25 protein-coding genes are annotated in these 25,888 nt (G+C 34.5%); 11 read left to right on the forward strand and 14 right to left on the reverse strand.

What is annotated here, in order from left to right; translation table 11 throughout:
* Window positions 1-59 precede the first annotated feature (59 nt).
* The 3 genes from clpX to ACQKMV_RS10465 all read right to left on the reverse strand — a co-directional run bounded on the left by clpX (window position 60) and on the right by ACQKMV_RS10465 (window position 4,473).
* Window positions 60-1,331 carry an ATP-dependent protease ATP-binding subunit ClpX gene (gene clpX / locus ACQKMV_RS10455; RefSeq protein WP_427423393.1) on the reverse strand — a complete coding sequence of 424 codons (1,272 nt, stop codon included), beginning with the start codon at window positions 1,329-1,331 and terminating at the stop codon, window positions 60-62.
* A gap of 749 nt (window positions 1,332-2,080) precedes the next feature.
* Window positions 2,081-3,370, reverse strand: coding sequence for a trigger factor (gene tig, locus ACQKMV_RS10460; RefSeq protein ID WP_427503812.1), 1,290 nt, complete (start codon window positions 3,368-3,370; stop codon window positions 2,081-2,083).
* A 113-nt stretch (window positions 3,371-3,483) separates the two neighbouring features.
* A complete protein-coding gene (locus ACQKMV_RS10465) occupies window positions 3,484-4,473 on the reverse strand; it encodes a hypothetical protein (RefSeq protein ID WP_427503814.1) in 990 nt (329 codons plus the stop codon).
* 464 nt (window positions 4,474-4,937) lie between these two features.
* On the opposite strand from ACQKMV_RS10465, the gene ACQKMV_RS10470 reads away from it, so the two are divergent.
* From ACQKMV_RS10470 to ACQKMV_RS10505, 8 genes are all read left to right on the forward strand, one after another.
* Complete coding sequence (locus tag ACQKMV_RS10470; protein ID WP_427503815.1) at window positions 4,938-5,405, forward strand: hypothetical protein; 468 nt, start codon at window positions 4,938-4,940, stop codon at window positions 5,403-5,405.
* Window positions 5,406-5,795: 390 nt separating this feature from the next.
* Complete coding sequence (locus ACQKMV_RS10475; RefSeq protein ID WP_427503817.1) at window positions 5,796-6,638, forward strand: DUF2785 domain-containing protein; 843 nt, start codon at window positions 5,796-5,798, stop codon at window positions 6,636-6,638.
* A gap of 843 nt (window positions 6,639-7,481) precedes the next feature.
* Complete coding sequence (gene qoxA, locus ACQKMV_RS10480) at window positions 7,482-8,441, forward strand: cytochrome aa3 quinol oxidase subunit II (protein WP_427503818.1); 960 nt, start codon at window positions 7,482-7,484, stop codon at window positions 8,439-8,441.
* 32 nt (window positions 8,442-8,473) lie between these two features.
* Window positions 8,474-10,417: a cytochrome aa3 quinol oxidase subunit I gene (gene qoxB / locus ACQKMV_RS10485; protein ID WP_427503819.1), complete on the forward strand. Its 1,944-nt coding sequence runs from the start codon at window positions 8,474-8,476 to the stop codon at window positions 10,415-10,417.
* Between the two features lies 1 nt (window position 10,418).
* Window positions 10,419-11,018, forward strand: coding sequence for a cytochrome aa3 quinol oxidase subunit III (gene qoxC, locus ACQKMV_RS10490; protein WP_427503820.1), 600 nt, complete (start codon window positions 10,419-10,421; stop codon window positions 11,016-11,018).
* Window positions 11,018-11,302 (forward strand): cytochrome aa3 quinol oxidase subunit IV, encoded by a 285-nt coding sequence (gene qoxD, locus ACQKMV_RS10495; RefSeq protein WP_427503821.1) that lies wholly within the window; start codon window positions 11,018-11,020, stop codon window positions 11,300-11,302. Before qoxC ends, qoxD begins: the two co-directional genes overlap by 1 nt.
* Before the next feature lie 947 nt (window positions 11,303-12,249).
* A complete protein-coding gene (locus ACQKMV_RS10500) occupies window positions 12,250-13,110 on the forward strand; it encodes a DUF6612 family protein (RefSeq protein ID WP_427503822.1) in 861 nt (286 codons plus the stop codon).
* Window positions 13,111-13,466: 356 nt separating this feature from the next.
* Complete coding sequence (locus tag ACQKMV_RS10505; RefSeq protein ID WP_427503823.1) at window positions 13,467-13,631, forward strand: LuxR C-terminal-related transcriptional regulator; 165 nt, start codon at window positions 13,467-13,469, stop codon at window positions 13,629-13,631.
* Between the two features lie 41 nt (window positions 13,632-13,672).
* Here the strand turns inward: ACQKMV_RS10505 and ACQKMV_RS10510 are convergent, their stop codons facing one another.
* Window positions 13,673-14,821 carry a DUF418 domain-containing protein gene (locus ACQKMV_RS10510; protein WP_427503824.1) on the reverse strand — a complete coding sequence of 383 codons (1,149 nt, stop codon included), beginning with the start codon at window positions 14,819-14,821 and terminating at the stop codon, window positions 13,673-13,675.
* 260 nt (window positions 14,822-15,081) lie between these two features.
* Window positions 15,082-15,543 carry a tRNA (N6-threonylcarbamoyladenosine(37)-N6)-methyltransferase TrmO gene (tsaA, locus tag ACQKMV_RS10515; protein WP_427503968.1) on the reverse strand — a complete coding sequence of 154 codons (462 nt, stop codon included), beginning with the start codon at window positions 15,541-15,543 and terminating at the stop codon, window positions 15,082-15,084.
* Window positions 15,544-15,843: 300 nt separating this feature from the next.
* Between tsaA and ACQKMV_RS10520 the strand changes: the two genes are divergently transcribed.
* Window positions 15,844-16,848, forward strand: coding sequence for a hypothetical protein (locus ACQKMV_RS10520; protein ID WP_427503826.1), 1,005 nt, complete (start codon window positions 15,844-15,846; stop codon window positions 16,846-16,848).
* A gap of 105 nt (window positions 16,849-16,953) precedes the next feature.
* On the opposite strand, the gene ACQKMV_RS10525 is transcribed toward ACQKMV_RS10520, so the two are convergent.
* From ACQKMV_RS10525 to ACQKMV_RS10540, 4 genes are all read right to left on the reverse strand, one after another.
* Window positions 16,954-17,679, reverse strand: coding sequence for a metallophosphoesterase family protein (locus tag ACQKMV_RS10525; RefSeq protein WP_427503827.1), 726 nt, complete (start codon window positions 17,677-17,679; stop codon window positions 16,954-16,956).
* 22 nt (window positions 17,680-17,701) lie between these two features.
* On the reverse strand, window positions 17,702-18,205 hold the full coding sequence (locus ACQKMV_RS10530; protein ID WP_427503828.1) for a DinB family protein: 504 nt from the start codon (window positions 18,203-18,205) through the stop codon (window positions 17,702-17,704).
* 81 nt (window positions 18,206-18,286) lie between these two features.
* Window positions 18,287-18,829: a TlpA family protein disulfide reductase gene (locus ACQKMV_RS10535; RefSeq protein WP_427503830.1), complete on the reverse strand. Its 543-nt coding sequence runs from the start codon at window positions 18,827-18,829 to the stop codon at window positions 18,287-18,289.
* A gap of 42 nt (window positions 18,830-18,871) precedes the next feature.
* Window positions 18,872-19,243, reverse strand: a complete 372-nt coding sequence (locus tag ACQKMV_RS10540) for a hypothetical protein (protein ID WP_427503832.1) — start codon at window positions 19,241-19,243, stop codon at window positions 18,872-18,874.
* A 408-nt stretch (window positions 19,244-19,651) separates the two neighbouring features.
* Between ACQKMV_RS10540 and ACQKMV_RS10545 the strand changes: the two genes are divergently transcribed.
* Both ACQKMV_RS10545 and ACQKMV_RS10550 read left to right on the forward strand, forming a co-directional pair.
* A complete protein-coding gene (locus ACQKMV_RS10545; RefSeq protein ID WP_427503833.1) occupies window positions 19,652-20,131 on the forward strand; it encodes a DUF6530 family protein in 480 nt (159 codons plus the stop codon).
* A gap of 19 nt (window positions 20,132-20,150) precedes the next feature.
* Window positions 20,151-21,527, forward strand: coding sequence for an MATE family efflux transporter (locus tag ACQKMV_RS10550; RefSeq protein ID WP_427503834.1), 1,377 nt, complete (start codon window positions 20,151-20,153; stop codon window positions 21,525-21,527).
* 375 nt (window positions 21,528-21,902) lie between these two features.
* Here ACQKMV_RS10550 and ACQKMV_RS10555 read toward each other — a convergent pair whose 3' ends face one another.
* The 5 genes from ACQKMV_RS10555 to ACQKMV_RS10575 all read right to left on the reverse strand — a co-directional run bounded on the left by ACQKMV_RS10555 (window position 21,903) and on the right by ACQKMV_RS10575 (window position 25,526).
* Window positions 21,903-22,622 carry an ABC transporter permease gene (locus tag ACQKMV_RS10555; protein WP_427503835.1) on the reverse strand — a complete coding sequence of 240 codons (720 nt, stop codon included), beginning with the start codon at window positions 22,620-22,622 and terminating at the stop codon, window positions 21,903-21,905.
* A complete protein-coding gene (locus tag ACQKMV_RS10560) occupies window positions 22,622-23,410 on the reverse strand; it encodes an ABC transporter permease (RefSeq protein ID WP_427503836.1) in 789 nt (262 codons plus the stop codon). Before ACQKMV_RS10560 ends, ACQKMV_RS10555 begins: the two co-directional genes overlap by 1 nt.
* Window positions 23,394-24,131, reverse strand: a complete 738-nt coding sequence (locus tag ACQKMV_RS10565; RefSeq protein ID WP_427503837.1) for an ABC transporter ATP-binding protein — start codon at window positions 24,129-24,131, stop codon at window positions 23,394-23,396. The genes ACQKMV_RS10560 and ACQKMV_RS10565 overlap by 17 nt, the downstream gene beginning before the upstream one ends.
* 160 nt (window positions 24,132-24,291) lie before the next feature.
* Entirely contained in the window at window positions 24,292-25,056 is a 765-nt protein-coding gene (locus tag ACQKMV_RS10570) for an ATP-binding cassette domain-containing protein (protein WP_427503838.1), read from the reverse strand.
* A 332-nt stretch (window positions 25,057-25,388) separates the two neighbouring features.
* Complete coding sequence (locus tag ACQKMV_RS10575) at window positions 25,389-25,526, reverse strand: lasso RiPP family leader peptide-containing protein (RefSeq protein WP_427423418.1); 138 nt, start codon at window positions 25,524-25,526, stop codon at window positions 25,389-25,391.
* Window positions 25,527-25,888 lie beyond the last annotated feature (362 nt).

A 25,888-nucleotide genomic window follows, 5' to 3' on the forward strand; every position in this document is an offset into this window, starting at 1 on the left:
CAACCGAAGTCAGCTAAATTACTCTTTATCTCATAACAATAGACAGTCAGGTCTGTTCGTTATGCTGAAGTTTTTGTGTCGCTACCTTCATCGAGTTCAGTGCCATCTTCAAGAAGCAATTTCGGTTTTTCTTTATCCGTAATTGTTTTTGCCGTAATGATACATTTTTTCACGTCTTCACGTGAAGGAAGTTCGTACATTACTTCAAGCATTGTTGACTCAATAATTGAACGAAGACCGCGTGCACCTGTTTTCCGCTCAATTGCTTCTTTTGCAATTTCCGAAAGGGCACCTTCATCAAACTCAAGCTCAACACCATCTAGTTCAAGCATTTTTTGATATTGCTTAGCTAGTGCATTTTTAGGCTCTGTTAAAATTTGTACAAGCGCAGACTCGTTTAATTGCTCTAGACTCGCAAGTACTGGTAATCGACCGATGAATTCTGGTATTAGACCAAATTTCAATAAGTCCTCTGGAATCAGCTTTGCCATAATAGAGCCTTCATCCATATCAATCTTGTTCGGATCTGAACCGAAGCCAATTACTTTTTCACCCTGACGACGTTTAATAATGGACTCTATTCCATCAAACGCTCCACCGACAATAAATAAGATGTTTGTAGTATCGATTTGTAAAAACTCTTGGTGAGGATGCTTACGTCCACCTTGTGGAGGGACACTCGCAACTGTACCTTCTAAAATTTTAAGAAGAGCTTGTTGTACACCTTCACCTGATACATCACGTGTAATGGATGGATTTTCAGATTTACGTGCAACCTTATCGATTTCATCAATGTAGATGATCCCTTTTTCAGCACGCTCGATATCGTAATCTGCTGATTGAATTAATTTTAATAAGATATTTTCAACGTCCTCACCAACATAGCCAGCTTCTGTTAGAGAAGTAGCATCCGCAATAGCAAAAGGAACGTTTAATATACGCGCCAATGTTTGAGCCAATAAAGTTTTACCGCTACCAGTTGGGCCGATTAACACAATGTTCGATTTTGCTAATTCTACATCATCAATTTTACTATTCGTATTAATACGTTTGTAGTGATTATAAACCGCAACTGCTAAAGCTTTTTTAGCACGTTCTTGTCCAATTACATACTCATCTAAAATCGCTAAGATTTCTTTCGGTTTTGGAATATCTTGAAATTCAATTTCTTCTTCAACGCCCAGTTCCTCTACAACGATTTCTGAACAAAGCTCGATACATTCATCACAAATATAAACACCAGGACCTGCAACTAGTTTACGTACCTGTTCTTGTGGCTTTCCACAAAAAGAGCATTTTAAATTGCCTTTTTCATCATTAAATTTGAACAATATGTTTCACCCCTATTCAAGCAACAATCTTACAAGATTATTGAATCTTTATCAAATAAATTGTCTGCATCCATTTACACCACTGCATTTATGGTTCGAGATTTTAAAAAAACTTACGACATGCATAGTACAGAAACAATGACATTTATCGCAAAGTTGCCAATTATTTAGCTTGACGAATTTACCAATTATATCTTAATTTCCATGCGTTTGTAACTGACTGATTCTTCAGAAACCTCTTTCGACCAGAGATCTTTCGTTTAGTCAAGCTCTCTGACCCTCGTCACTTGATAATTGGCTTTTGACCTCACTGTCACAGCCGTAAGTACAAGATACAGATACTCAAATGAGCAACTTGTTTTTCTTTAAAATCTATTACATTCGCCAGAGGCTTAACTTCATTCAGAAGAGGATGTATTACGTTGTTCCTCATTTGGAAGAATTGAGACATCTATAAAACTAAGTCTTAACTCTGCTGAATAAAGTTAAATTTTAGCATCGTGTGAAAAGTCAAACAATACTATGTATTAGAGAATTGTAGAGGCTCTGCCTATCCCCCCTCTTAAAAAAGTACTTCCTTTTGGAGGATGCTTTTCGTGGTGAAAGTAGTCATAATATTAATAATATAATTAACTGAACTAAACCTAAAAGGGAATCTGGCTTAACCTAAACAATAAATATGTGATAAAACAAGGCACGGTTTAATGCCGTACCTTGTTTTCATTTATCTATCCAGTTACAAAAAAATCCTATTCAGTAATTTTAGCGTTTTCTACTAAAAATTCAACTGTTTTTTGAATTTTAATGTCGTTTTCAAGAACTGCTGTGCCGCCTAAAGCGCCAGTAATTTGTTCTTTAGTCATGTTAAATTGAGCAGCCATTTTTTCTAATTCAGCTTCGATATCAGCTTCAGTTGCTTCAATTTTTTCAGCTTCAGCAATTGCTTCAAGTGTTAAAGATACACGTACACGGCTTTCTGCTTCTTCTTTCATTTGTCCACGTAAATCTTCTTCTGATTGACCTGAGAATTGGTAGTAAAGGTCTAAGTTCATGCCTTGCATTTGTAAACGTTGACCAAATTCTTGTAACATACGATCAGTTTCAGAGTTAATCATACCAGCAGGTACTTCAAATTCAGCATTTTCAGCAGCTTTTTCAACTAATTCATCACGAAGTGCTGCATCTGATTCAGCTTGTTTTTGCTCAGCAGTTTGCTCTTTGATTTTAGCGCGTAAAGCTTCAACGCCTTCAACTTCTGGGTCTAATTCTTTAACGAATTCGTCGTTTAATTCTGGAAGAACTTTTGTTTTAACTTCTTTTACAGTTACTTTGAAAGTAGCTTCTTTACCAGCTAATTCAGCTGCATGGTATTCTTCTGGGAAAGTAACAACTACATCTTTAGATTCACCAGTTTTCACACCTACAAGTTGCTCTTCAAAGCCAGGGATGAATGAGCCAGAACCGATTTCTAGTGGATAGTCTTCACCTTTACCACCTTCAAATGCTTCTTCACCTACGAAACCTTCAAAGTCGATAACAGCTGTATCGCCTTCTACGATTGCTTCGTCTTCTTTAATTTCAAGCTCTGCTTTACGAGCTAATTGATCTTGAATTTGTGCTTCTACTTCTTCATCAGTAACTTCTACTGGAAGTTTCGTAACTTCTAAACCTTTGTACTCACCAAGTTTTGGCTCAGGCTTCACTGTTACTTGAGCATTAAATGTGAAATCTTTACCGTGTACGAAGTTTTCTGTACCAGAAATTTCTGGGTAATCAACTGGCATAATACCAGCTTCATCGATAGCTTTTGAATAAGATTCAGGAACGATGATTTCTAATGCATCTTGGTATAAAGATTCAATACCAAAGCGTTGTTCAAACATTTTACGAGGCATTTTACCTTTACGGAAACCTGGTACGTTAATTTGTTTTACAACTTTTTTGAACGCTTGGTCCATTGCTGCGTCTACTTCTGCAGCAGGTACTTCAATTGTAAGAGTACCGATATTACCTTCTTGTTTTTCCCATTTTGCTGACATGTATAAATACCTCCAAATAAATAATCAAGTTTTAAATGTTAGACAATTCATTCGTAACTACGATTTTGACAACCATTTTAGTATAACATAGATGCGCATAGTTTCAACTTATTTCATACGCCATGTAGTTCTGTTAGTTTTTCTAACATTTGTAAAAAGTCAATGATTTCATAGTCCATTTCCTGTACTTTTCCTAGCATAGATTGTACAAAGTCAATATAACTATAAGCAATATCGTCGGCTTCGAATGGATGCCATTCAAACGGATACGTCACAATGGCATGTTTCGCCATTAAATATTGTACCATTTCCAACGTCGATGGGTCTTGCTCTAATTTATTCTCAATTATTTTTTTTACTTCCCTATACTGCGGCAACTGATTTGGTAGGACTAAATTGATAGGATTAATAGTCGTTGTTTCATTAAATTTCGAGACAGTAATTTCAATTGACACTTCTTGTTCCACTAATAGGATTAGTGCTAAGCTCTGAACAAATGGATGGATCGTTGGATATTCAATAATAGCTTTCAATGCAGTTTTTAACTGTCGTACATTCGTATCCATTAAGCGATGCAGTCGAATAGATTGTTCGTCTGGCGTTAATGCACTAAATTTCGAAAGTTCATATTCTTGCTCTTCTAACAATCGTTTTGCATCCTCTTTTTTTTGAAGATTCTTAGCAACCTCTTGATTCAAGCTTCTTAAGCGTTCAAATTTCTCAAGCTGATCTTCCGGAAGTACGTTTTCTTCAATTAATGTCGTAATTAACGACTCTACTTGATGGTATTCTTTTAACTGCATACATACAGTAACATACAGTTCCATTACTTCTACATATAATGTCGTACCCATTGCAAACAATTGCTCACAAACATTTTTAACTTTATCGTATGCTTTTAGTTCATATAAAGCATACGCATAGGTACTTAATGCAAGTTCATCTCCAGTTTCATACAAAAACGCTTTTTCAAAGCTTGCCACAGCTTCTTCATATTGATAATTTTCCGCATACATATGTCCTTCACGTATTAATGTCTGAACAGCACCAGGAAAAACAACAATATTGTCATGTTTTATAACATGCCGTTTTCGCTTTGTCATTCTCCTCACCTCTTTACCACTATTTTACTTATCAATTTCTATATGAATCATCACAATAACAGGGGGTAGATTTCCGTTCCGACTGAGCCCTTTCCTAGGGAGCGTTCGATAAGCCACTTAGCAAAGTCAAAATGTTGGTCATGAAGGAGTTATCACAGGACTTGATGCTTTCCTTCTATTAGATCTCGCCAGGGTCTCATCTGTGAAGCTTCCCACCTTCACTCTACTCAACTTCATTAGTTGGCATACGTCATGTTTTAACAAATTTTATTTTCAATTTTCAGCGATTACAATAAATACCATAAATTTTATTCCTTGCTTATTTTAACAAAAATCTTCGCTTTCATATTTCATATTTTGTAATAAATTGTATTATAATTAATAATGACTATCATTTATTACCGTTTACAGGGCATCTAGCTTCGTTTAATTTTAAAAAAAGTTATTCACAAGGAGTGGTATACATGCAATCAATGGATACAGTTAGTGAATTTGGTAGTAGCGTCTCTCCTATGTTTGAAGCGCTATCTATTAAAGTTGTTTCGTTTTCTACAGCGGAAGGTCCCAATCAGAAGGATTATCCGATTGAATTTGAATTACTCACACGGACAAAGATTGATTTATACACGCAAGAAGCAATTACACATATTATAAGTATCCACGGTTACATTCCTGGCTCCATTTTAATTGGACACCAACATGAGTCACTTTTTATTATTCCCCAAAATGTACACATTGAATGCAACTATAAACTTCTAAGTATCGACGGAAAAGATATGCAACGCATCTTACAGCACTCTCAACCAAATCTTCATTATAGCGAGTGGCTAATCGACGCCATTAAAAATGCAAATATTCTTGTAGATTTAAAAACCAATCAAAATACGTTTACTGAATTGCCACTCGGTATAAAATCAGCCGTTATATTATAACTAGGATGAGACATACTTAAATAGGTATGTCTTTTTATTTTCATTCAGAATTTCTGTGCGAAAGCGCAGCGTCAGCAACAATTACGCCAAGGCGAAATTGATTATGTACTCCTTTAATAAGTCTATCCCTTTTTGTTGCTTGTCTATCATATCAACTTTCCCTTGATTCTGGAATTCCTATTGCGAATATCCTCCTATATCACTAGAAAACTTCACAAATCAGCAAATTTGTCGTTGAAGCCTTATAATAAAAAGACCTAGCTCCATAAAAGCATTTTTACTATGTCTGCGCATTGTTATAAATATAATTTGCAAAGACAAGTGATCTTCAAGAAATATGTTGAAAAAATGCTCTTATAACGCATTAACTTTACTTTGGGGGAATTACATATGAATATCAAAAATACTTTACAATCGTTTTCAACAATGACACATTCAGCACGACAAGAATTTATGTTAGAAAAAGGCGATTGGTTGTTACAAGAAATGTTAACGCACATCGGTACACCAGATGCAGAATTACGAGACAAATTAATTTACCGTACTTTTATTGATTTACTTAGTGATGATTTACTGAGCACCGAGCAACTACAACATTTATTTGATTCAGCAACAGGCAACGATTTTTTATATTTAAACATAGGGGAAGAAATGACAGATAGTGTCTTTACACGTTCGTTTTCTGCTTTACTTGTAGCAAGTCTTCTTGCAAAGGATGCTGAACTACACATTTTAAATGATGATTGTCTTCAAATTTTCTTTCAAAAGATTGGTCGTTTTTTATTATTGGAAAAAGATACAAGAGGTCATGTTCAAGACAAGGGCTGGGCGCACAGCATTGCTCATGGTGCAGATTTAGCAGCAACGACAATTAGACACCCTAAGTTTGATTTACAGCATGCGCCTTTAATCTTGCATGCATTGAAACTTGTTACTTGGAAAGATACTGTTTTTGTCAACGATGAGGAGGAACGCTTAGTTAATATAATTGAAGCGTTACTAGCTCGAGACTACTCCGAGGAGGCATTAATAGAATTTGTCGAACAGGTATTTGATAAATTTGAAATGCATTTAGTGACACAGGGCTATAACGAAGCCTTTTTTAGCGGACGTACATGCACTTTAAATTTAATGAAAACATTGTACATTGCATTAAAAATGAATAACCTAGCTCCAAAGCTTCAAAATACTATCTATGGACATGTAGCAAAATGGCTAAAGCTCGGAGCTTAATATCAATTTCATATTTGCTTAATTGCGCCGAATGAAGTTAAATTCCACTTTCTCTCTGCTTAGAACATTTATTTTCGTCCCCATAACCAAATTTAGCAAACTAAGAATATCCTTAGTTTGCTATTTTTACTTTTCAGATAAAATATCAAGAATACAATATATGGAATACCATAACTATATTAACATAATTAATATTAGTTTCCGAAATACTACTTTCCAAACATCCCTTACATTGAAAGTTTATCCTTATATATCCACAATTCTATTTCCCCCGCACTCACCTTTTAAAAAAACGCAACAAAAAAGCATTCTACACCTTAGCAAAACAGCGATTTTATTACAAAACGAAGTCTAAATTGTGAAATGATATTTTCACAAAAAAAACTATTTAATTAGTTAAAGATGAGAAACTCAGTATTTTCAACGTTTTAACAGTGTTTATTTAATTAAACACAAAAATACTAATATTGAAATAACGATTTTTGTTCAAAAAATGTTCATATTCATCCCGAAATTACTATTAAAAAAATAAAAAATTAATTTTTTTTTCTTTAAAACGGGCGTATAATCCAATGTGCAAACAACGACATTTGTGTCGGTCGATTATGACACATTGTCTGAAAATCGATTACACAGATTAAAGACTTTGCGAACGCTTGCACTAGACCAATCAAATACTAGATTCAATGTTTCATATTGAACCATGCCATTGTAAGTATTTCTGATTATTTGATTGGTACAACAACTAAAAGAGGTGACCGTATTACCCACTATTTATAAATTCGAATCTATTTACAAACACAGAAAATTTATGAATAGCCGTTTTATAGAAAGGAGTCAAACATGAAGAAAAAGTTAAGCCTAATGTTTGTTGCATTTGGTGCGCTTGCAGTTCTTTCTGGCTGTGAACCCCTAACAGTCTTTGATCCAAAAGGGCCAAATGCCAAAACATTATCAGACACAATTATTTTATCCATTATTACAATGGCCTTTATATTACTAGTCGTGTACGTGCTTTTAGCATTTATGCTAACTAAATACCGTGCTTCTAAAACACCTGCCGATTATGAGCCTCCTCACGAAGAGGGTAGTCATTTACTTGAAATTACATGGACAGTTATCCCTATTATCATAGTGGCTTTCTTAGCAATTGTTACTGTTAGAACAACAAGTACAGTAGAGTCTCAACCAGCAGGTTATGACAATAAAGAGCCACTTGTAATTTACGCATCATCCTCTAACTGGAAATGGCATTTTAGTTATCCAGAGCAAGGTATTGAAACTGTAAACTATGTAAATATTCCAACTGACCGTCCAATTGAGTTCAAACTATACTCTTTCGGACCAATCACAAGTTTCTGGATTCCACAATTAGCTGGTCAAAAATACGCGATGAGTGACATGTTAACAACTATTCACCTAGCTGCAGATGAGGTTGGTTCATACATGGGCCGTAACTCTAACTTTAGCGGTCGCGGTTTTGCTCAAATGGAATTTGAAGTTCAATCTATGACAGAAAAAGACTTCGACAAATGGGCTACTGATGTGAAAACAAAAGAAAAACCATTAACAAAAGAAAAATTTGATGAACTATTAAAAGCAGAACACGTTGGTCGTTCAAGCTATTCATCTACACACTTAGAATTTAGCCCAGCTCCAATGGAACACAGTGAACACATGAAAATGGGTGACATGGATCATAGCGATATGAACATGTCTGAAAATGAAATGGATCACTCTAAAATGGATCATGGGAATCATTCTGATTCACACGAAAATTCTGAAGCAACACATTCACATTAATTTTATTTTTACACCTGAAAGGAGCGCATCCAATGAGCATGGAAGAAATTTTCCATCCACTTAAAGAACCGATGATTTTGGGGGCAGCTATTAGTATCATAGTTGGAGCAGTAGTTATCGCAATCGGCCTTACTTATTTCAAAAAATGGGGCTATTTCTATAAAAACTGGCTATCAACTGTTGACCATAAAAAAATCGGTATTATGTATATCGCTACAGCACTATTGATGCTATTCCGCGGCGGTATCGATGCTTTGTTAATGCGTGCACAAACAGCAGTTCCTGATAACGGACTTCTTGATGCACAACACTATAATGAGATTTTCACAACACACGGTTTAATCATGATTTTATTCATGGCTATGCCATTCGTAATTGGTTTAATGAACATTGTTATCCCACTGCAAATTGGTGCACGTGACGTTGCCTTCCCACGTCTAAATGCAGTCAGCTTCTGGTTATTTGCAGCTGGTTGCGGTTTACTAAACCTATCATTTATCATTGGTGGTTCACCTGATGCTGGTTGGACAGCTTACTTCCCACTATCTGGGACAGAATTTAGTCCATCTGCTGGGGGCAACTACTATTCTTTAGCTTTACAATTATCAGGGATTGGTACGTTATTGACTGGTGTTAACTTCATCACGACAATCATTAAAATGCGTGCACCTGGTATGACGTTAATGAAAATGCCAATGTTTAGTTGGTCAATTTTAATCACAAACGTTATTATCGTTTTCGCGTTCCCAGTGTTAACTGTAGCGCTTGCATTAATGATGTTTGACCGTCAATTCGGTACACAATTCTTTGCGATGCAAAATGGCGGTATGGATATGCTTTGGGCCAACCTATTCTGGGTTTGGGGACATCCTGAGGTTTATATCGTTATCCTACCTGCTTTCGGTATCTTCTCAGAAATCATTGCAACATTTGCACGTAAAAACTTATACGGCTATACATCAATGGTTATGAGTATGGTTGTTATTTCGTTACTATCATTCTTAGTATGGGCCCACCACTTCTATACAATGGGTCATGGCGTTATGGTAAACAGCTTCTTCTCTATTACAACAATGGCGATCGCTGTTCCAACAGGGGTTAAAATATTTAACTGGTTGCTCACAATGAGACACGGTAAAATTCAATTTACAACTCCGATGCTTTATGCACTTGGTTTTATTCCGATTTTCACAATCGGTGGGGTTACAGGGGTAATGCTAGCAATGTCTAGTGCGGACTATCAATATCATAATACGATGTTCTTAGTTGCCCACTTCCACTATGTATTAATTCCAGGTACAGTATTCGGTGTACTTGCAGGTTACCACTACTGGTGGCCAAAAATGTTCGGTTTCCGATTAAATGAAAAACTAGGGAAAACTGCTTTCTGGTTTATCGCAATTAGCTTCAACGTAGCTTTCTTCCCTCTATTCATTTTAGGTTTAGATGGTTACGCTCGTCGTATGTACACTTACTCTGCTTCAACTGGATATGGTCCATTGAGCATGGTATCGTTCATCGGTGCAATTGGTCTTGCTGTCGGCTTCGCGTTAATCGTATATAACATTTACTACAGCTGGAAACATATGCCACGTAATGAAAAAGCAGATGTTTGGGATGGTCGTACGCTAGAATGGGCTACTCATTCTCCAGTACCTGAATACAACTTCGCAGTAGTTCCGACTGTTTCACGTTTAGACGAATTCTGGTTCGCTAAAAAAGAAGGTCGCGATATTACTGAAGGTAAGATTGAAAAAATTCATATGCCTAACAACACTGGCACACCTTTCTGGATGAGTGGATTCTTCTTCCTTGCAGCATTCTTCGCTGTATTTAATCTATGGATTCCAGCCATCGTAAGTATGCTTTGTGTATTTGGCTTTATGATTCATCGTTCATTTGAAAAAGATCATGGTCGTTACATTTCAGTTGAAGAAGTTATGGCAACTGAAAAAAGCTTGAGAGGTGATAAATAAAATGAAAATCGATTCTTCACTTCCATTAGAATATAGTACAGAGGAAAATCGCCTGAAAATTTTCGGTTTCTGGATTTTCCTTGGTGCCGAAATAGTATTATTCGCCACACTATTTACAGTGTATTTCACACTTCATACACGTACAGGTAGTGGCCCAAATGGCGCTGAAATCTTTGAATTAACACCAGTATTATGGGAAACATTCTTATTATTAACAAGTAGTTTCACAATTGGTCTTGGTGTTCATGCAATGCGCATTGGCAACAAAAAAGCGATGATGGCATTTTTCATCATCACACTTCTATTAGGTCTTGGCTTCTTAGGTATTGAGATTGATGAGTTTGTCACTTATGTTCATGAAGGTGCTACAATTCAAACTAGCGCATTCTTATCAGCATTAATGACTTTACTTGGTACGCACGGTGCCCACGTAACATTCGGTTTCTTCTGGGGCGTTGCAATTTTAATCCAAGTAGCAAACCGTGGCTTAAACCCACAAACGGCTAACAAAGCGTTTATCTTCTCACTGTACTGGCACTTCCTAGACGTTGTTTGGATTTTCATCTTCAGCTTCGTCTACTTGAAAGGACTGATTAGCTGATGAAGGAATTATTCCCAAAACAACATGTGATGGGCTTCGGCTTCTCACTATTACTAACACTTGTAGCTTTAGCTGTTGTTAAGTTTGATATGTCTGCTAACATGGCACTTGGTATTTTACTAGTGACTGCTATTGCACAAGCAACTGTACAATTAGTATTATTCATGCACATCGGTGAATCTGAAGATAAGAAAACGTTATATATAACGATTTTATATGCAGTATTCGTAGGTGTTGTTACAATCCTAGGTACATTATTCGCAATGATCTGGGGCTATAACTGATAAAAAAAGCCGAGAAAATGATATCATTTTCTCGGCTTTTTCTTTTTGGGAAAAATTTTTTCGTCAATTTAAATGAACACTATCTCGCATAACTCAACATTCCGTAAAGTTTAAAAAGTAATATTTCTGCATCTAAATAAGGCCTAGTTCAGCCTAAATACCAGTCCTTATTATTTTACGCCCTGTAGCAGCCAATAATTCTAATGCCTCGAATACTTGATTTAAACTATATCCTGCGCACACCTATTTCAAATCAAACACTAAATACCATATCGTCTTTCAAGACCCCTGCATTTAGTTTTCCCTACCATAAACTATTAAAGCTCTATAACTTTATGATTCACTCTGCAAATATTCTAGCAACGGTTCCCTGTTGTAAAACTCACATTTTAGGTTAATTTTCTGATTATTATCAAGTTTTGTTCAATTATTAACAAAACTTGATTTTGGAACTTATATAGCTAATGTTATGATAATAAAAAAAGGAGAAGACCTATTTCCGGGGTATTTTAAGACCGCTATTTTGGAAGCAGTTATGATTATGAGCACATTTTCCGTCAATTACGTACGTATCAAATGCGTGCAGGCATTCCTATAATGTCTGCAGCGAAGGCGCAATATCTCGGATTTGATTAGCATTTCAGACCCGACATATGTATATGAACACAGCTACTATTACGACAGCTTCGATGAAAAGTATCGAACAAAAAATATTATTTATGAAATTAATTCAGCTAACAATGTTTTTCTATCACCAATTATTATTCTTGTACTACTTTTTCTTGTTATTTAGCTAAGCATGAAGGCTTATAAATACAGGTATAAATTGGGCATTTACTATTATTTTAATATTGAATTAGTACTGTTTTTTAAATAATGAAACTTTTACTTTTATAGTAATGTATACTAATAGATGATGTTTTTACCAAGAATAGGAGATGAAAGTAATGAACAAATTTTTTAAAGTTTTAAGTGTTGGAGCACTAGCACTAACACTAGCAGCTTGTAACAGTAGCGCTACACCAACTAAAGACACAACTAAAACAAGTGAACTTACTTTAGAGCAAGTGTATGAAAAAGCGGTGAAACGCCAGGAAGACATTAAAAGTGCGAGTGCAAAAGCAGAAGTGACTCAAGAGGCAAAAATGGGGTCAGGTGACAAAGCAGAGAAATTTACCAGCGATACAAAAATGGACGTGGATGTAGTTACCGATCCATTAGGTATGCACTTCTCAATGACAACGAAAGCGCCAGATATGCTTGACGAAGGCGACAAGAATAATGAAGTGTCAGTTGAAATGTACATGAATAAGGATCAAGGTATTTTCGTAAAAGACGAAACTACCGATAAATGGTTAAAGTTGCCAAGTGATGATTTCGATTCACTTTTAAAGGAGACTTCATCAGCAGCAAACGCTAAGGAACAATTAGAACAGCTTAAAAAGTTTGCAAGTGATTTTAAATTCGAGCAAACAGATGATGCATATGTCTTAACTTTAGACGCAAAGGGCGATAAGTTTAAAGAGCTTATCGATTCTGAAATGAAAAAATCGTTGAAAGATCTTAACCTTCAAGAAAATCCTCTTGATAATTTAACGATTAATAAAATGGACTACGTACTATACATTGATAAAGAAACTTTTGATACAAATAAAATAGATGTGAATATGGATTTGAAAATAAAAGTGGAAAAAGAAGAATTTTCGTCAAAAATGAAGACAGTTGTAACATATACTGATTTCAATAACCTAAAAACAATTGACATACCAAAAGAAATTATCGATAACGCACAAACTGTTGCACAGTAAACAATATTATAAAGGAATCTGCATACTTTAATGTGCGCAGATTCCTTTTGCTTTGGGTAACACTTCATTGAAATCGACCATTACCCTAGGATTTCACTTGAAGATTTTTCGAAAAAATCCGCAAGACTTATATATTATTTATACTATAAATGAACAGAAACATTACGATTTAAAACATATTTAGCGGCCTCAACATATTCGGTTGCTGCTGCTCTTTGGCTTATTATTGCTGTTGGGACGAAGCTTTCAAAGGCATGATAAAAGCCAGGATACAAATGGAATTCAACATCAACACCAGCCTGACATAGCCTCGTTAAAGCAAAGATGTTTCTCTTAGTAAACGGGAGTTAGAGGTTATGATGCAGGTTGCTAACGGAGACAGTACGAAGGAAATTGCAAATAGTATGGATTTAAGCGAATTTACGATCAATCAATATGTAAAATCTGCAATTAAAAACCTAAAGGCTAAAAACCGTTCCCATGCTATTAATCTACTTTACCAACAAGGTATTATTCTATAATTACAACAAAGGGGATTTCTCTCATCCCCTTTGTTGTAAAGTTATTCAATCACTCTATTAATACTCTGTTCTTTTCGCTTTAATCGACCATCAATGGACCAATTCGTCCACATCCGTAAAGCCTGCTCAAATGGACCACGCTTGAATTTTTTTAAATATAAGACACTGCCAATGCACTGCACACAATAAATGCCTAACCCAAATAACATACCATTCAAGATGCCTAATTTTCCGAATATCCCAAAAACATAGCCAAAAAATACAGTTGTACAAATAATAGATTGCATTAAATAATTAGTTAAAGACAGCTTACCAACACATTCAAAGGCATGAATAATAGACGACGTACGCCATTTCTTATAGAGAAAGGCGGCTACACATACATAGCCTAACGCTAACACTTGTGCTCCACTCATCTGAAGCATAGTTGACAAATCTCCTTCTTTTAAACTCAAATATTTACATAGTATCCCAATAGGTACAAGTATCATACCTAGCTTATACCACTTTTGTTCCCGCTCTATATTTACAAATGCTCGCATTTTCGCAAGCGCCATACCAAGTAAAAACAATGGTGTATAGAATAATGGTGCTACAAATAATAGGATAGATATTTCCTGTTCAGGCATCAGCCTATTTAGACGAAAATTAACGACATCTAAATAACTACCATGTGCATATATGGTATCTGCTTTTTCAATATACGTATTGATATCCTGCTGATTTGCTGCAAAATCTAAGTTAATATTCATCATAATTGCAACTGAAAATACAAAGGAAATACTAGCCCATATGATAATTGTTTTTGCTTTTCGATTAATGAATGGTAACAAAAACAGAATCATACAACCGTAATATAAGAGTATGTCACCTTCCCATATAAATGTAGTATGCAGCCAGCCTAATAGAATGAGCCCCATGCTCCGTCGAAGTATAATCCATCGACTTTTCATCCCTTTTTCACGGACAGATTCAATTAGCTTAATAAAAGAAAATCCAAATAACAGCGTAAAAATAGGCATAAAAGATCCGCCGATAAACACCCTTACAAAATCCCCTGCACTTTGTGATGATAAATTTTTTAAGGCTCCATGTGTGCCGTATTGAAAAATTATTAAATTAGCAAGTAAAATCCCAAGCAAACTAAATCCACGAAGACTATCAACGAACGAAACCCGCTTCAATCCCATCATGTTTCCCCTTTCCATTCATTTAAAGAAAGAATAACGTAATAACCTTATAGCTATTTAATCGTTATCTTAAGATGGTCTTAAAAACAGAAAAATAGAACTATTCAGTTTCCAAGTGTATAAGGGTACATGAAAATGGACGTATGAATCTTGTTCGATAACAAAAAGACTTCTACTCATTAAGCAGAAGTCCCATGTTATAAAAAAATACTCCTTAACAATTAAAAATAAACTGGTCCACAGTCTTTCATATACATAAACTAGACCCAATAATTCTTCATTAAATCAGTTGCCCAACGTGGCTGTTTTATTTCACCTTTTGGTAAAAATTCTTTCATTACAGGCTTTATATCAATGATTGGTGTTCCATCAATTGCATCTAAGCCTTTAACGATTAATGCTCTATCCTTTAATTCTAGTAATTCTACAACCGTTACACCTATTTTATTAGGTCTATTTTTACCTCTCTGTGCGAAAATACCGACTTCCGGATAGTCCTTATTATTTCTTGGATGTCTCGCTTCATATTGAATTTTTTCATCTGCCACCTTGTCAAAATAAAAAATTATTTCTAAATGGGAAAAATCATCAATCCCTTTTAAAGAAGATTCATGAATATCTTTTGTTAATACAATGGTAGAAATGACTTCACCCCAATTGTCATCTTCAATCATTTCTCGACAATTGCTCACTACAGCTATTGGTTTAATATTATAGAGCATTTCAAGACCTCTTCTCTTCGTTGATTTCTTTATGCACATTTCCGTTTAACCCCAGTATACTTCAGCTACCACTAATGTCAATTTACGGTAATGAACTTACAATTCCAAAAGGATCCCCTAATTAATTGGAAATCCAATATAATTGTCTCTCCTATAGTAAGCGACCAAAAAAAATCTCTTAAATGAATGTATTCATTGTTCTTTTTTATTTTATTATTCGTAAAAATAAAATATATGAAAATACTGCGAGGGTTATGATATGGTATATTATCTACAATGAAATTTTAGAAGGTGGAAAACATGCTAGAAGTAAGTGAAAGTAAGTTAAAACAATATATTATACATTTTATTGACGATACACTCGTGTTAGGTGAGGAGTCATTTTCACAGCCAGAGGTCATGCTAGAAGCAGCTTTTACACAGCTAGCGTTTAGCAAAATCGATTTAGAGCAGCAATACGAATTTTTTCATGAAACAGATATTGGATTAAATGAGGTTTACACATATGTGAGGGCAATTTTTGATCAGGAGGATAATTTCCTTGAACAATCAATAAACATCGCTAAACACTTACATAGTGTATCTCAACATCCTAACATTAAAAGTGGCGAATTGTTTATTGGATTATTTGACAATTGTTTTCTATCTACAGAAGTTAAAAAAGCAATCGCCATCGTTAAGATTGATGAAAAGGAAATGTTTTTAGATGTAAAAAACCAACAAAACAAAATGATTGTTAATGGTATTGATGGAATTAATGTTAAGAAAATCAATAACATGGCCATCATCATAGATATGGGGACGGATGAGGCACCTGCTGTCTTTATAAAAACGAAAAGGAAAGAAGATATTGTCTACTGGCAAGAACGATTTCTAAAGATTAAAGCAGCAGATGAACATTATTACAAAACAAATTTAGCGTTAACAGAATGCAAAAAATATATCTTAAAAGAAGAGAGCTTTACAAATACGGAGAAACTGGGGCTTTTAAACAAAACGCTTGATTATTTCAGAAATGAAGATGAGTTTCAAGTAAATAATTATATAGAAACGGTATTTGAAAAAGCAGAGCCAACACAAAAAGATATTATCATAAATTCGGTAAAACCTTATGAAACTGTTATTTCTGAGAGCGCGCTTGAAAAGGCTGAAAAAAAATATAAACGTAAAATTAAACTCGATTCTAATATTGAGATCCAGGTGAACGTACAGGATATTGAGCAAGTGGATGAACTAATTGAAGTAGGCTACGATGAATCTACAAATCGAAAATTTTATAAGATTTATTTCCAGGAAGAACTATAAATCAATTAGGCCCTCACGACAGTATTTAACATGATAAAATAAAGGACTTGTTTTTTTGATTTATCAACAAGTCCTTTTACTCTTTTAAATTGAAAAAATATCACTTCAAACTCTCCCATATTTTAATGCTCTGGCCCAATCAGATCTATGTTGACCTTCGCTTTGTTTAATAACCTCCGTAGTATCATAAGGAATGCTTAACTGCTCAATAATCCATTCACCATTCCTTTTTTCTACAACTGTATAATTCGCAAAAGGTGTACCTGATTCGATCTTATAATAGAATGGTTCAACTTCTTCATAAGCAGGCAAACCGACACTGCCTGGATTAATAATGATTTTGTTATTAGGTAAATAAATAGTCGTTGGAAAATGGGAGTGACCACAAAAAATAATATGTTGTGGGATATCTTTTACTAATTTCATTATTTCCTCTGGTTGTTTTAAAGTAACACCATTTGGCGTAATTTCATTCAACATATATAGTTCATCATTTTCCGGTGAAGCATGACAAAAGTAAAAATCATCTGTTTGAATTGAAAAAGGGAGGTTCATTAACCAGCTTTTATGTTCTTCCGTGAGCATGTCTATTACATATTGAACGGTTGGATTTTCCGATGAAGACTGTAATAATATCCGATCACAATTTCCACTTACACTTTTAATATCTGTACTCTTTATTATTTCATAGGTTTCTAATGGGAATAACGGTCCGTAAAGAGTGTCACCTAAATTATATATCTTATCGATTCTTCTATATTTTATATCCTCTAACACTGCTTTTAATGCATCTTTATTTCCATGAGTATCTGATATAACTGCTATTTTCACAATATCCTCACCTTAATTAGTTTTACATTTCTGGAGCTTCCATACCGAAATTTGCCCATTCCTCTTTAGCTGGACCATAAATGCCTGGAACAATTAATCCAGCCTGTCGCATAAGAACCGTCATTTGTCCTCGATGGTGATTTTGATGTTGAATCAAAAACATTAATAGTGTTCCAATTTGCATTTTTTGACCGAAGAAGTTGATGTACTCGTGAAGGATTTGATCAGTCCAATTGGTTTTTACAGCTTGCACAAATGCATTATTGACTTGAGAATAGCTATCTGCAATAAATTGTGCTGAAGTAGGAACAGGATAATCTTTAGTTGGACCTTCAAAAGTTAAATTAGAATTTGAAGTTATGATGCGAATTGCAGTAACAGTATGCCAAGCAATACGTCCTAGAGTCCAATTTTCAGACGTTATTTCCTGTTTAAGTGATTCATCAGTTAAAGTATTCAATAACCTCTGTGTACCATCGGCTTCGAACTCCCAAGACTTAAAAAAACCATTTAATGTCTGATACATAATGATTCCCCTCTTTTCTTGCGAAATTTTTAGTAAAGCAACAGAAAAGCGCTCTCATCGTAAAGGAAATGGGCTTCCAGATTAGTAGAGTGTATCAATATATTTATTTAATTCTTTTTGATTAACCTGTCCTTCTATCGAATATTTCAATATACCTTTAGAATCAAATATAAAGGTTGTTGGATAAGCCCATATTCCAAATGATTTTTGAAGTTTACCATCTAAATCAAGAAATATAGGGAAATTCAAATTGTATGTTTCTTGAAATTTCATAGCATTTTCACTACTATCTTTAGAAGTTGCATTGATTGCTAACAGCTCAACATTTTCAGATTTATTGTTATAAAAATCCCTTAAATCAGAAGCCTCTTCTTGACAAGGTCCACACCAAGATGCCCAAAAGTTAACGATTAGGACCTTTCCATTGTATTTTTCTAACGTAGTTGATGATTCGTCTAATCGTGTTAACTTTGCATCAAAAACAAGTTGTTTTGTTCCATCTTCTTTTTCTACTATCGGATTAATCGTTGTTTCTTTTATGAATACATTTTTGAAAACAATTCCTATAAGTAATACGATTAATAAAGCTGATATATATAAACCTAAACGCTTTTTAAACTGCATAAATGATCACCTAAATTACTCCTTTTTAATTTCCTAACGTAACTATATTGAATTTTGATAAACTGACATTAATTTTTCTTTGGCTTTCTGTCCAGCTAATCCTGTTTTCGATAATTCATTAGATGTTTGTTGATCTAAAGTTTTTGTAAATTGGTTTAATAGGTTATCTTTCAGCACATCGGGCATCTCCCCTGTGCTTTGATCTGTATCTTGTCGTAATTTAGTTTCTTTAATCATTACTCTTTCCCCATTTAATTTAGTTACATAATGACGAATATAACCACCTTCTCTTTTAATTTCATATTTCGCTTTTGCCTGTTTATTTTTATCTAAAAATAAATCTGGAGATAAACTATTTAATTCATCTTTTTTAATCACATTTATGTAATTATTATTTGTAGATTGGATCCTCATTCTATTGCCCTCTTTCATTAGTTTTTCGGCATTCAATGAACTCTGCTCTTTTTCCGCAATTTATTTTCCATTATATAAACTAATTACCATTTTAACCAATCCCATTTATTTGGTCTACTCTCTATAAAGCGTATTTAGCTATCCCTCTTTTATATCCATTACGGTCTTGCAAGATAACTTTTTTGGTCTGCAAAAAATTCTTTCGAACAAATCAGTAGTGATTCCCATTTTAATATTACGAAGATTTTCTTGGTATTTTCCCTTTATAACTGGTTTGTTTATGAGCGATCCATTTGGTGAAAAATTTTCCATATAAAAATTGACTCTCGAATTTGTCCAATGTTATATTTACTAATGCAGTAATTTACTAAATTACTAAAATTCAAATTAACGAAGGGGTTATAATTGATGAAAATACCTACACATTTAAAGCATAAACCTGTTATTGTTGCTGAAAATTATGCCAATATTGATGGGCGTACTGCTTATCATACAGATGCACAGGGGCTTTCACTTGGCTTAGCTCAATGGAATGACAGAGGCAAGGTAGATATTTCCGCTAAGGTGTGGCGTCATACAGGTGGTAAATGGTCACGTCAATCGGAGGAACTACCTCTTCATCGTGTACTTGACCTCGCTATCTTAGTATGTGAGTCTCAGCTTTATTTTAAGGAAGCTTATCAATACGAAAATTTATATGATGAAGAAAACCCTGTTATTAAACGTGTTGGTTTACAGGGTGATGCAATGACAGTGGAAGTATGCACAGAAAATGAACAAATTAAAGAGGATATTAAGCTCTTTAATCAAGCATTAAGTGCGGATGGTGAACTAATCGGCGAACGCCTACGCACGCTATCACATATTTTAAAGGAAATGGGTTATTAAAACCCAAGAGGACATAAAAATGGACCAACAAATTTTACATGATGATAAAAAACTGCAAAAAGCTTTTTTTAATTTTTTAATCCCTATTATGCTAGCGAATGTGCTGCAGTCACTAGGGCAAGTCTTTGGAATGTTTATAGTTGGGCGCAATTTAGGTGTTGATGCGCTAGCGGCAATTTCAGCATTCTTTCCATTCTTCTTCTTTTTAATGGCGTTTGCAATTGGGATTGGCTCAGGTAGCTCAATTTTAGTAGGGCAAACGTATGGGGCTGGCAATCATGAGAAAATGAAGGAGGTTGTAGGGGTAACTTTAGCCTTCACAACGATTTTATCGATTGTTGTCGCGATTTTTGGTGGCTTTTTCATTGAGTGGATTTTACGGTTTATGCACACACCCGCAAATATTTTAGATATGAGTATTAGCTATGCTCAAATTTTATTTTTCACATTACCTATTATGTTTTGGTATATGGTGTACACAACCTTTATGCGTGGTGTCGGTGACTCTAAAACACCGTTTTTATTTTTAGTTATAAGTGTTATTTTAAATATCACATTACTGCCACCATTAGTTTTTGGCTGGCTTGGTCTGCCTGAGTTTGGCTTAAACGGCGCCGCTTATGCCTCTGTTTTATCTAATCTGGTGACGATGTTATTATTATTTGCTTACCTGCATAAAACAAAACATATTCTACGCTTAGACAAATCGATTTTGCAGCATTTCAAATTAAAGAAGGATATTTTAGCTTCTTTATTAAAGTTAGCCATTCCATCGAGCATTAGTATGGTTGCGATCTCTGTAGCCGAAATTGCTGTAATTGGCTTCGTTAATGTTTACGGCTCCGATGCTACTGCCGCTTACGGTGTTGTCAATCAGGTGGCCAGTTATGCACAAGTGCCAGCGATGAGTATTGCTATTGCGACATCTGTATTTGTTGCGCAGGCTTTAGGGGCTAACTCTACGGATATGATTAAAAAAATTCGTCAATTAGGTGTGCGTATTAACTATATTTTAGGCGGCGCTATTATTTTAATTATGTATTTATTTGCGGAACCTATTTTATCTTTCTTTATTGATAAACATGATACGGTACTTATCGCAAAAGATTATTTATATATCGCATTTTGGAGCTATTTAATTTTTGGCCATACACAAACCGTTTCGGCTACAATGCGAGCTACAGGTGTTGTTTTATGGCCTACAATCTTCCTAGTCATCGCAATTTGGGTAGTCGAGGTACCATTGGCGTTTATTTTATCGCACCACACTAAATTCGAGCTAAATGGCGTTTGGTTAGCTTACCCTATTACCTTCTGTGTACATTTTGTGTTACAGTACGCATACTTCAAGTTAGGCTGGCAAAAACGAACTTTAAAAGCAATGTTAAGCGATTAATCTTTATGATAGAACCTGTAGACAAAGCCGTATGTAACTTTGTCTACAGCAATCTCATAAGTATTTAGGGTTGATAGAACATCCGATAGCTCTGTTTACCTATAGGTTTAAGACACTCATCTTCTTCCCAATTATCATGTTTACAATAAGTATCTAGAATGCTTATTCTTAATTAAGCATATTAATTAACTCCTGAGAAAAATTAATAAATTATTCTTACTTATAAACTAAAACATTAAAAATGGTCTTGTATCTCAGTTCATGAATAATCTTTAATGCTTCAACAGCTCCAACAATGAATTTAGAAAAAAATTATGTTAATAAAATAAGTTTTACATTTGCATAATCCGCTCGCTTACACATTCCATTACTATTTTAACGAACATTACGATATGAAAACAACCAAGCAGAAATAGGTAATAATAATACCACCCAAGAAAATTGAACCACTAGCCCTGACCATTTGTCCAATAAGGTATTTACCGCAGGTATTGAAAAAAGATTCAGTGTAGCAAGAGTAGGTAAAAATTTTGCCAACTGAGAAATTGTAAACAACAATTGGCTAAGTCCCAAAATAAGCGGGAACATGATAGCGGTAGGTGCTATAAGCGATTTTGTCATAATGGATAAGGCAGAGGTAATCCAAGCTAATTGAATCCAACTAAGCATGCCAAGAGAAATACTTCCAAGTAACCGTATCATTAAAGTACCTGTCCATTCCATATCATATTGAATAAAAAGAACAAGTAAACTAAGTCCACTTGAAACTATTCCTGTAAGCACTACAACTATGGTAATATTTACAAATTTAGCGCATAATAATTTTAATCTTGATGGTTGTGTGAGAAGTGTTGTTCTTAGAGCAGAGTTAGAATATTCTTGTCCAAAATAACTTGCACTGGCAAAAATAATTCCTAGTTGACCTAAATAGAGGGCTTGCAAGCAAAGAGAAAGTATCTCCTTCTCTCTCCCTATCTTTGGAGTATCAGATGTTAATAAGAAGAGTAAGGGAACGATAATAGCTCCCATTACACCTACAATACACCAACCAAAAGAGAAAAATTTAGTTTTCTCACTACGCAACGCAGCGAACATCAATATTTCCCTCCTACATCACTACGAATAAAAGCATAATAAGATATGATTAAAGTTAAAATCACCCATATCAACAGTACGATACCACCTTTTAATGGATCATGTTCAAAAGGATCTGTTGGTGTTGCAAAGAGAAGATTACCTGCTGCCACAGGAAGATACTCCCCCCATCCCCACCTTTGCTCTAAATAATTTCCAAGATTATAAACCTGAGGAACTAAAAAAACTAAAGGTACTATAGCATTTCTAAAGAGCACTCCGATCCCAAAAGAAAGTATTGTTAGTAAAATCCAATCCAGCACTGAAAAGCCAATAAACTGCCAAGCTATTGTACTTAAATAAAATGGATGTAAACCTAGTTCCCCCAAACCAAAATGCGTAATAGAAATTGTGGCAAAAATTGTCAAAGATGATATGAATGTACTACATATTAAAAGTGCAAGTACTTTCGCATAGAAAACCTTAATACGACTGCTTTGACATAGTAAAGTTGTACGTAACATATGATGTTTATATTCACTTGCTCCTAAAATTCCTCCAAAAACAACCATCGGTAATAACCCAAAAAGCACTGCATCAAATCCCAAGTAATCCAAAGGAGGCAAGGCTTCCGCTAATTCCGGATGAGTTTCTGGTGTCGCGTCTAAACCCATCTGAGCGAAGCTTTTTGCTGTGATAAGTGCAAGTAATGGTTGAATAACAACAACTAAAGCACAAATTACCCACCACACTCTACTTGAACAAATCTTTATCAGTTCAAATCGTATAGTTCTAGAAAAAGTCTTCATCTTTTGCTTCACCTTCTTCTGTAAGAGAAAAGAACACATCTTCCAATGATTCTAGATTTTTCATAACATCCTGAAGTTCACCAGTTGCAATTATTTTTCCATGATTAATAATAACTACATCGTCTGCCACAGCTTCCACTTCAGAAAGAAGATGTGATGACAACAAAATAGTTTTTCCCATGTCTGATTGCTGACGAATAAATTTTCTAAACCAGCGAATTCCTGTTGGATCAAGTCCATTGGTTGGTTCATCAAGAACAATATATTGAGGGTCTCCCAAAAGAGCTACCGCAAGTCCAAGTCGTTGTCCTTCACCCAATGATAAAGTTCCAAGCCTAGATTTGCTTTTTTCTGATAAACCAACTATTTTCAATACTTCGGACACACGACGGAAAGAAATGTTGTTGCTTTGTGCTATGATTTTCAGATGGGTTTTTACACTTCTAGAAGGAGTACCACCTATACCGTCAAATGCTGCTCCTACCACTTTCAATGGAGTACTAAATGTTACATAGTTACTTCCGCCAAAAGTTGCTGTTCCTGTTGAACGATCAAGTCCTAACAAAATACGAAGTGTCGAGCTTTTTCCTGCACTATTTGGTCCAAGAAAAGCTGTGATTCTCCCTTCTTTCGCTTCAAATGACACATCTTTTAATATATCTTTTTCTCCATGCCGTTTACATAATTTTGATATAACAATATTTTTTGTAGTATTCGTCAATATAACCATCTCCTCCGAAATAATATTAGTCATGATTAACAAAATTTCAGTTTCTAAATTAGACAATGAGGAACTTAACATTGTTAGAAATTTCAGATAACTAAATATATGATTTTTTAATATTTAAATAATTAAATCTCTTTGAGTTTACAATATTTATTTAAATTGCCTTGTCAAGAAATTGTTCTTTAGCTAATTCTCTATATAATGGTACTTTATCAAGTAACTCATTATGATTACCTGAACCAACAATTCTTCCATGTTCAAGAACATAGATTATATCTGAATCAACTATTGTAGAGAGACGGTGTGCTACAACAATGACAGTTTTACACTCTCTCATCTTGTCAACAGCTTTTTTCATCCCAATTTCATTTAAACTATCTAAATTGGATGTCAATTCATCAAGAAGAACAATCTCTGCCTTTGATAAAAGAGAACGAGCCATAGCTAAACGCTGGCGTTCTCCACCAGATAAAGTAGTACCAGATTCTCCAATTTTCATGTCGAGCTTTTCAGAAGAACGTTCTATCAAATAGCTAAGGTTTACCTCTTTTAAAACATCGTAACATTCTTGATCAGATACATTAGAATTTCCTAAAAGGAGATTATCTCTTAAAGTCCCTGCTATAATAGGGGCATTTTGTTCAACATAAGTGATAAGTTTACGAAGTTCTTCACGTGAATAACTGCGATAATCCTTTCCGTCTACATAAATTTGCCCGCTGATAGGATCATAAAATCTTTCAATTAATTGTAAAACAGTACTTTTCCCTGCACCAGAAGGCCCGACAATAGCTTTTAACATTTTCCATGATAGAGAAACATCAAATAATGCTCCTCCTATAATAACTTCGCGCTTATCAACTAGAACAAAGATTCCTTTAGAAACAATCTTTTGAAAAGTTACTGCTAATTTTGACATTCCAAATTCCTTAATTACCTGTATATGGTCTACAATTTTTGGATATTCACATGGTATACAATATATCTCTAAGTTGGCTTTAGAATGCTTAACATACTCATGTTGAGAAATAAGCAAAATATTTATCGAAGCCGTTTTTATATGTACTTGAAATGGTACTTTATCAGAACTTAATTTTGTTAACTTTTCTTTTAACTGAATGTTAATAATAGTAGCCGCCTTTCGCTGAAGAATCGATTGTTTTAAAGTCTCGTATGTTAAATTCTATTGGAAATTAAGTAGTGGTCACTGGATATCTCAAAATTTTCCAATGACCACTTTTCTCTCTGTAATTAAAATCCAATTTCAATGTGAATGAAAGCTCGACTACCCAAACCATCTATAAATTTACCAAACCAAAGCCCTTTAGTAGACTCTTTAAAACTAGCAACTTTCTCAATTGTTGGTTTAGAGTAAACAACGTTTGTCATTGAATTTCACCCCCTTTAACTATGCAAACACCACAATTTCACATGACTTTAACATTAGATTAAATAGAAATAAAAATTCTATTTATTTTGATAATAATATATTTTCAAACTATTTTTCTTTTTGTGTAACAAACTGCAAGTTATATGTAACTAATGACATCATTTCTACGCTAACCTAATAATCAGATACATAGAACAGGGTCTTTTATGCTAATTATTATAGTTTTTTAAAATGTCTAAAAATCGAATTGTTTACAATTAAACTGGTTAGGGAAGATAGTTGTAGAATGGTAGAAGTGGCTAAGTATTTAAACTTAATTTTTCTTCACACACAAATTGTTGTTTATGACATAATCGTGGAT

The sequence above is a fragment of the Lysinibacillus sp. NPDC094403 genome, from assembly GCF_050278745.1.
Taxonomy (GTDB): Bacteria; Bacillota; Bacilli; order Bacillales_A; family Planococcaceae; genus Lysinibacillus.

What these genes read in the sequence shown, in the direction of transcription:
- ACQKMV_RS10505 (WP_427503823.1), top strand. Translation starts at nt 13,467, where the DNA reads ATGATGCAGGTTGCTAACGGAGACAGTACGAAGGAAATTGCAAATAGT.
- ACQKMV_RS10545 (WP_427503833.1), top strand. Translation starts at nt 19,652, where the DNA reads ATGAAAATACCTACACATTTAAAGCATAAACCTGTTATTGTTGCTGAA.
- ACQKMV_RS10500 (WP_427503822.1), top strand. Translation starts at nt 12,250, where the DNA reads ATGAACAAATTTTTTAAAGTTTTAAGTGTTGGAGCACTAGCACTAACA.
- ACQKMV_RS10465 (WP_427503814.1), bottom strand. Translation starts at nt 4,473, where the DNA reads ATGACAAAGCGAAAACGGCATGTTATAAAACATGACAATATTGTTGTT.
- ACQKMV_RS10550 (WP_427503834.1), top strand. Translation starts at nt 20,151, where the DNA reads ATGGACCAACAAATTTTACATGATGATAAAAAACTGCAAAAAGCTTTT.
- tsaA (WP_427503968.1), bottom strand. Translation starts at nt 15,543, where the DNA reads ATGCTCTATAATATTAAACCAATAGCTGTAGTGAGCAATTGTCGAGAA.
- ACQKMV_RS10520 (WP_427503826.1), top strand. Translation starts at nt 15,844, where the DNA reads ATGCTAGAAGTAAGTGAAAGTAAGTTAAAACAATATATTATACATTTT.
- ACQKMV_RS10560 (WP_427503836.1), bottom strand. Translation starts at nt 23,410, where the DNA reads ATGAAGACTTTTTCTAGAACTATACGATTTGAACTGATAAAGATTTGT.
- qoxC (WP_427503820.1), top strand. Translation starts at nt 10,419, where the DNA reads ATGAAAATCGATTCTTCACTTCCATTAGAATATAGTACAGAGGAAAAT.
- tig (WP_427503812.1), bottom strand. Translation starts at nt 3,370, where the DNA reads ATGTCAGCAAAATGGGAAAAACAAGAAGGTAATATCGGTACTCTTACA.
- ACQKMV_RS10470 (WP_427503815.1), top strand. Translation starts at nt 4,938, where the DNA reads ATGCAATCAATGGATACAGTTAGTGAATTTGGTAGTAGCGTCTCTCCT.
- ACQKMV_RS10510 (WP_427503824.1), bottom strand. Translation starts at nt 14,821, where the DNA reads ATGGGATTGAAGCGGGTTTCGTTCGTTGATAGTCTTCGTGGATTTAGT.
- ACQKMV_RS10535 (WP_427503830.1), bottom strand. Translation starts at nt 18,829, where the DNA reads ATGCAGTTTAAAAAGCGTTTAGGTTTATATATATCAGCTTTATTAATC.
- ACQKMV_RS10555 (WP_427503835.1), bottom strand. Translation starts at nt 22,622, where the DNA reads ATGTTCGCTGCGTTGCGTAGTGAGAAAACTAAATTTTTCTCTTTTGGT.
- ACQKMV_RS10530 (WP_427503828.1), bottom strand. Translation starts at nt 18,205, where the DNA reads ATGTATCAGACATTAAATGGTTTTTTTAAGTCTTGGGAGTTCGAAGCC.
- qoxA (WP_427503818.1), top strand. Translation starts at nt 7,482, where the DNA reads ATGAAGAAAAAGTTAAGCCTAATGTTTGTTGCATTTGGTGCGCTTGCA.
- qoxD (WP_427503821.1), top strand. Translation starts at nt 11,018, where the DNA reads ATGAAGGAATTATTCCCAAAACAACATGTGATGGGCTTCGGCTTCTCA.
- ACQKMV_RS10540 (WP_427503832.1), bottom strand. Translation starts at nt 19,243, where the DNA reads ATGAGGATCCAATCTACAAATAATAATTACATAAATGTGATTAAAAAA.
- ACQKMV_RS10575 (WP_427423418.1), bottom strand. Translation starts at nt 25,526, where the DNA reads ATGACAAACGTTGTTTACTCTAAACCAACAATTGAGAAAGTTGCTAGT.
- ACQKMV_RS10570 (WP_427503838.1), bottom strand. Translation starts at nt 25,056, where the DNA reads ATGTCAAAATTAGCAGTAACTTTTCAAAAGATTGTTTCTAAAGGAATC.
- ACQKMV_RS10475 (WP_427503817.1), top strand. Translation starts at nt 5,796, where the DNA reads ATGAATATCAAAAATACTTTACAATCGTTTTCAACAATGACACATTCA.
- qoxB (WP_427503819.1), top strand. Translation starts at nt 8,474, where the DNA reads ATGAGCATGGAAGAAATTTTCCATCCACTTAAAGAACCGATGATTTTG.